Here is a 4,909-nt window from a genome sequence, read left to right as displayed (position 1 = left end):
TTCGGGCGAGGCGCAGCGCATGGAAACAACGGGGCGATCTCCGCCCAGAGGGCGTCGGGCAACAGCTTCTTGGCCATGCCCAACACAACGCCAAATATGGTTAACAAATCGTTTTGTTAGGCGCTCTTAGTCCTTTGGCGCGAATTCTGACAATCGCGGGCGCGAAGTCACCCCGCCTATGTGCATGCTATTCCACGCTAGAACTCTCCCGCGCTCTGAAGCAGCTTCACTTCATCCCGCAAGCGCTGTGTTCTGACCGCGTCAGATCAGCTTCAGGCCTTTGAGGCTGGCGTGGCCGTCCTTGCCGACGATGATGTGGTCGTGCACCTCGATGCCGAGGGGCTTGGCCACCTCGATGATCCGCCGCGTCATGTCGACGTCGGCGCGCGACGGGGTCGGGTCGCCTGAGGGATGATTGTGGCACAGGATGAGGGCGGAGGCGGAAAGCTCCAGCGCCCGTTTCACCACCTCGCGGGGATAGACCGGGGCGTGGTCCACGGTGCCGGTCTGCAGCACCTCGTCGGCGATGAGCTGGTTGCGCTTGTCGAGGAAGAGCACGCGCACCTGCTCGCGGTCCGCATAGGCCATGGCGGTGCGGCAATAGTCGATGACCGAGCTCCAGGAGGACAGCACCGGACGCCGCTTCACCTGCCCCTTGGCAAGACGCTGGGCGGCGGCCTCCACCACCTTCAGCTCGGTGATGATGGCGTCCTTCACGCCCGGCACTTCGGCAAGCAGGGCAGGCGGCGCGGCCACGACCTCGGCGAAGGAGCCGAAGCGGTCCACGAGCGCCTTGGCCAGCGGCTTCACGTCCCGCCGCGGCACGGCACGGAACAGCACCAGCTCCAGCAACTCGTAGTCGGCGAGGGCCTGTGCCCCCGCCTCGCGAAAGCGCGCGCGAAGCCGGTCGCGGTGCCCATGGAAATGGGGCGCTTCGTTCAGGCCGTCTTCCGGCGCCTCGGCCATAAAGGTGTCCGGCTCTGCTCAGGCGGCGACGTAGGGCGGCTTGTGATAGCCCTTGGGGCTCAGGGTGAAGATCTCGACGCCGGTCTCGGTCACGCCCACCGCGTGCTCGAACTGGGCCGAGAGCGAGCGGTCGCGGGTGACGGCGGTCCAGCCGTCGGAGAGCACCTTCACGTGCGGCCGGCCCAGATTGATCATGGGCTCCACGGTGAAGATCATGCCCGGCACCAGCTTCGGCCCCTCGCCGCGGCGGCCCACATGCACGATGTTGGGCTCGTCGTGGAACACCTGGCCGACGCCATGGCCGCAGAAGTCGCGCACCACGCTCATGTGCTGCGGCTCCACGAAGTCCTGGATGGCGGCGCCGATGTCGCCCACATGGCCGCCGGGGCGGATGGCCGCGATGCCGAGCATCATGGCGTCGTAGGTCACCTCCAGCAGCCGCTCGGCCCGGCGCGGGATGGCGCCCACGGGATACATGCGGCTCGAATCGCCATACCAGCCGTCGAGCACCAGCGTCACGTCCACGTTGACGATGTCGCCCTCGCGCAGGGGGCGGGCATTGGGCATGCCGTGGCACACCACGTGGTTCACGGAGGTGCAAACGGAATAGCGGTAGCCGCGATACATCAGGGTCGCCGGATAGGCGCCGTGGTCCATGGCGAACTCGAAGATGAGGCGGTCGATGGCGTCGGTGGTGACACCGGGCGCGACCATCTCGGCCACGGCGTCGAGCGCCTGCGCGGTGAGCTGCCCGGCCTTGCGCATGCCGGCGAAGCCTTCCGGCCCGTAGAGCTTGATATGGCCGGTCTTGCGCAGCGGCGCGTTGGCCGCCTCAACATAATTCATGGGTCACGCCTTCAAGGCTGCGCCTTTCGCGCCGCCGCTCACGAAATATCTCTTCCTACAGATTTAGGCCAAGCGGCGGGCAAAGCAAGCTTCGCTCTGTTTCCGCATGGCGGACGTTACGTCAGCTGCGCCCGTCAGCCGGTTCGCGCGGGGGTGCCGCGGGCGGCGCGTGGCCTTAAGATCACCGATCCCGAATCGGACCCAGGTCCTATACCCAAGCCGCCATGCTGATCCGCCGCCTGCCGCCCGTGCTCATCGACCGCATCGCTGCCGGCGAGGTGGTGGAGCGGCCGGCTGCGGTGGTGAAGGAACTGGTGGAGAATGCGCTGGATGCCGGCGCCCGCGCCATCGAGGTGGTGATCCAGGGCGGCGGCCGCCGGCTCGTGCGGGTCACCGACGACGGCTGCGGCATGGGGCCGGACGATCTGGCTTTGTGCGTGGAGCGTCACGCCACCTCCAAGCTTGCCGGGGAAGACCTCCTTGCCATCTCCACCCTCGGCTTCCGGGGGGAGGCGCTGCCCTCCATCGGATCGGTGGCGCACCTTTCCATCGCGAGCCGGCCCAGGGATGCGGCCCATGCCTTCGAGGTGCGGGTGGACGGCGGGGTGGTCACGCCGCCGCGGCCCGCCGCGCTGGGGGGCGGTACGCGGGTGGAGGTGCGGGACCTGTTCTATGCGACGCCGGCACGGCTGAAGTTCCTGAAATCGGATCGGGCCGAAGGCGCGGCGGCGGCGGACGTGGTGCGCCGCCTCGCGCTGGCGCGGCCGGACGTGGCCTTCACCCTCGTCACCGACGAGCGTGCCCCCGTGACCTTTCCGGTGCGCGCTGACGATGCGGAGGGCCGCGCCGCGCGCCTCGCCGACGTGCTGGGGGCGGAGGCGGGGCGCAACGTGGTGGCGGTCCACGGCGTCCGCGACGACGTGATGCTGGAGGGCCTCGCCGGCCTTCCCACCTTCTCCAGGGCCAATTCGCTCAGCCAGTATCTGTTCGTGAACGGCCGCCCGGTGCGCGACAAGCTGCTGATGGGTGCGGTGCGGGCGGCCTATGCGGACCTGCTGCCTTCGGACCGCTATCCGGTGCTGGCGCTGTTCATCAGCCTCGACCCGCGCGACGTGGACGTGAACGTGCACCCGGCGAAGACCGAGGTGCGCTTCCGCGATGGAGGCAATGTGCGGGCGCTCATCGTGCGCACCCTCTCCGATGCGCTGGGCGCCCGCATTCCCTCCACCGCCGGCACCATGGCCGACCGGCTGGTGGCGCTGGCCCGCACGCCGGAGCTGGCGGCGCGGCCGTCGCTCGCGCCTGCCGCTCCGTTCGCGGCTCCCGGGGGTGGGGCCTTTGCCGGATTCCAGCGGGCGCCGGCCCCTGATTACGACTGGCGCCAGTCTCCGGCCCGGCCGATGGCGCAGGGGCTTGGGGAGGAGGAGCAGGCGCGGCTCGACATTGCCGAGCCCTCGGCGGATGCGCGGGCCGATGCGGCGCCCCTTTCGGCCGTGGATCTCGACCGGCCGCTGGGGGCGGCGCGGGCGCAGCTGCACGAGACCTATATCGTCGCCCAGACCCGTGACGGCCTCGTCCTGGTGGACCAGCACGCGGCGCACGAGCGCCTCGTCTACGAGAAGCTAAAGGCGGCGCTGGCCCGCGACGGCGTCGGCCGGCAGGGCCTGCTGATCCCGGCGGTGGTGGATCTCGACCCCGCCGATGCCGACCGCCTCACCGAGCGTGCCGCCGATCTCGCGGCGCTCGGGCTGGTGCTGGAGAGCTTCGGCCACGGCGCGGTGCTGGTGCGGGAAGTGCCGGCCCTGCTCAAGGATGCGGACGTGACCCGCCTCGTCACCGACCTCGCCGAGCATGCCGCCGAATGGGACGACGCGCTGCCGCTGGAACGCCGGCTGCTCCACGTGGCCGCCACCATGGCCTGCCACGGCTCGGTCCGCGCGGGGCGGCGCCTGAAGGTGGAGGAGATGAACGCGCTGCTGCGCGAGATGGAGGAGACACCCAATGCCGGCGAGTGCAACCACGGCCGGCCGACCTTCGTCACATTGTCGCTGAAGGACGTGGAGAAGCTGTTCGCCCGGCGGTGAGGGACTTGCGCCGCGCTCAGGCGCTCTTCAGGAGGCGCATGAGGTCGGAGCGGATGATCTCGTTGCCGGCGATCACCGAGCCCTTGTCGAGCATCTTGTCGCCGTCCGAAAGGTCGGTGACGATGCCGCCCGCCTCGCGCACCATCACGATGCCCGCCGCCATGTCCCACGGCGAGAGGTCGCGCTCCCAGAAGGCGTCGAAGCGGCCCGAGGCCACCCAGGCGAGGTCGATGGCGGCCGACCCCGTGCGGCGCAGGCCCGAGACCTGGCTCTGCACCTTTTCCAGCTCCCGGTTGAACTTCGCGTGGTCGCCCCGGCCGAGGTGTGGCAGGCCGCAGCACACCACGCTGTCGGCGAGCTTCTTGCGGCCGGCGACCCGCAGGCGGCGGTCGTTGAGATAGGCGCCCTGGCCGGTCTCGGCCACGTAGAGCTCGTCCATCACCGGGTTGAAGATCACGCCCGCCACCGGCACGCCGTTGCGCACCAGCGCCAGCGAGATGGAGAAGATGGGGATGCCGTGCAGGAAATTGGTGGTGCCGTCGAGGGGGTCCACCACCCAGACGTTGGAGGGATCGGAGCCCTCCACTGCGCCGCTTTCCTCCATGAGGAAGCTGTAGGTGGGCCGCACGCGGGACAGTTCGGCATGCAGCGTCTCCTCGGACTTGCGGTCGGCGGCGGAGACGAAATCGCCCGGCCCCTTCATGGAGACCTGGAGCTGCTCCACCTCGCCGAAGTCGCGGGCAAGCGCCCGGCCCGCCTTGCGGACGGCCTGGACCATGACGGTGATGAGGGGGGAGCGGATCATAAGGGAAACCTGAATTTCGGGCCGCGGCCGGCGCGCGCGGCGCCGGGCCTGCGGCCAGGGAAAGGGTTGGGTGAGCGTGTGCCCGCCTGCGCCGTGGCCGTCAAGCGGCGGGGGTGCAGGACAGCGCTGCGCGCGTAACGGGCGCAGGCGGCTTCGGCCATCCCGGCGGCGGGGCCGTTGCCCGTCCGTTTGGCCCCCTCCCCAACCC

General features: G+C 69.9%; 4 protein-coding genes. 1 reads left to right on the top strand and 3 read right to left on the bottom strand.

The annotated features are described in order from the left end of the window. Nucleotides 1-261: 261 nt before the first annotated feature. Together radC and map are read right to left on the bottom strand one after the other, a co-directional pair. Nucleotides 262-966 carry a RadC family protein gene (gene radC, locus K9U40_RS21990; protein WP_282892246.1) on the bottom strand — a complete coding sequence of 235 codons (705 nt, stop codon included), beginning with the start codon at nucleotides 964-966 and terminating at the stop codon, nucleotides 262-264. 18 nt (nucleotides 967-984) lie between these two features. Next, nucleotides 985-1,812, bottom strand: coding sequence for a type I methionyl aminopeptidase (gene map / locus K9U40_RS21985; protein ID WP_282892245.1), 828 nt, complete (start codon nucleotides 1,810-1,812; stop codon nucleotides 985-987). A 224-nt stretch (nucleotides 1,813-2,036) separates the two neighbouring features. Between map and mutL the strand changes: the two genes are divergently transcribed. Further along, the gene (gene mutL, locus K9U40_RS21980; protein ID WP_282892244.1) at nucleotides 2,037-3,896 is read left to right on the top strand and encodes a DNA mismatch repair endonuclease MutL; all 1,860 of its coding nucleotides are present in this window, start codon (nucleotides 2,037-2,039) and stop codon (nucleotides 3,894-3,896) included. Nucleotides 3,897-3,912: 16 nt separating this feature from the next. On the opposite strand, the gene K9U40_RS21975 is transcribed toward mutL, so the two are convergent. Next, a complete protein-coding gene (locus K9U40_RS21975) occupies nucleotides 3,913-4,701 on the bottom strand; it encodes an inositol monophosphatase family protein (RefSeq protein ID WP_282892243.1) in 789 nt (262 codons plus the stop codon). Between the last annotated feature and the right edge of the window lie 208 nt (nucleotides 4,702-4,909).

The sequence above is a fragment of the Xanthobacter autotrophicus genome (genome assembly GCF_030015065.1).
GTDB lineage: Bacteria > Pseudomonadota > Alphaproteobacteria > Rhizobiales > Xanthobacteraceae > Xanthobacter > Xanthobacter autotrophicus_D.
This window is presented reverse-complemented; position numbering and strand designations above follow the sequence as displayed.